2 protein-coding genes are annotated in these 954 nt (G+C 65.2%); both read left to right on the top strand.

What is annotated here, in order from left to right; all coding sequences use genetic code 11:
• The coding region (locus tag ACFOMF_RS18185; protein ID WP_386361829.1) for an acyl-CoA dehydrogenase family protein at positions 1–524 on the top strand (524 nt) is incomplete at its 5' end.
• A 51-nt stretch (positions 525–575) separates the two neighbouring features.
• On the top strand, positions 576–954 hold a 379-nt coding region (locus ACFOMF_RS18180), incomplete at its 3' end, for an MmgE/PrpD family protein (protein ID WP_386361831.1).

Genomic DNA, 954 nt, shown 5'->3' with positions numbered 1-954 from the left:
AGCTGTTCTTCGACAATCTGGAAATTCCCGCCGACAGCCTGATCGGCGAGGAAGGCCAGGGTTTCAAGTACATCCTCCACGGACTCAACGCCGAGCGCACGCTGATCGCCGCCGAGTGCATCGGCGACGGACGCTGGTTCGTCGAGAAGGCCAGCGCTTATGCACGCGACCGGGTGGTGTTCGGCCGGCCGATCGGCCAGAACCAGGGCGTGCAGTTCCCCATCGCCGAGGCGCACATCGAGATCGAGGCGGCCGACCTGATGCGCTGGCGCGCCTGCCAGGAATACGACGCCGGGCTCAACGCCGGTGCGGCAGCGAACATGGCCAAGTACCTGGCGGCCAAGGCCTCCTGGGAAGCGGCCAACGCCTGCCTGCAGACCCATGGCGGCTTCGGCTTCGCCAACGAATACGACGTCGAGCGCAAGTTCCGCGAAACCCGGTTGTACCAGGTGGCGCCGATCTCCACCAACCTGATCCTGTCCTACGTGGCCGAGCACCTGTTGGAGCTGCCGCGCTCGTTCTGAGGACGCACCGGGTCAAACCGCTCTCCCATTGAAGAACAAGAAGGGCCATCCATGAGCACCCATACCGAGCAACTGGTCGCGTTTCTCGCCGACCTGGACTACGCGCAACTGCCCGACCCGGTGGTCGCGCGCACCGAAGACCTGTTCCTCGACTGGCTGGGTTCGGCGCTGGCCAGCCAGAACGCCCATCCCATCCCGCTATTCGAAAACTACGCAAAGCTGATGGGGCCGACCGAGGGGCGCGCGAACATTCTGGTGAGCGGAGCGCGCAGCTCGGCCTATTTCGCCGCCCTGGTGAATGGCGCCAGTTCGCACCTGGTGGAGCAGGACGATCTGCACAACAGCTCGGTGCTCCACCCGGCCACTGTCGTCTTTCCTGCCGTCCTGGCGGCGGCGCAGGACCTGGGCAAGAGCGGACGCGAACTGATCG

The organism is Stutzerimonas tarimensis, from assembly GCF_042648805.1.
GTDB lineage: Bacteria > Pseudomonadota > Gammaproteobacteria > Pseudomonadales > Pseudomonadaceae > Azomonas > Azomonas tarimensis.
Note: the sequence above shows the minus strand (reverse complement) of the source record. Positions and strands in the feature narration are given on the sequence as shown.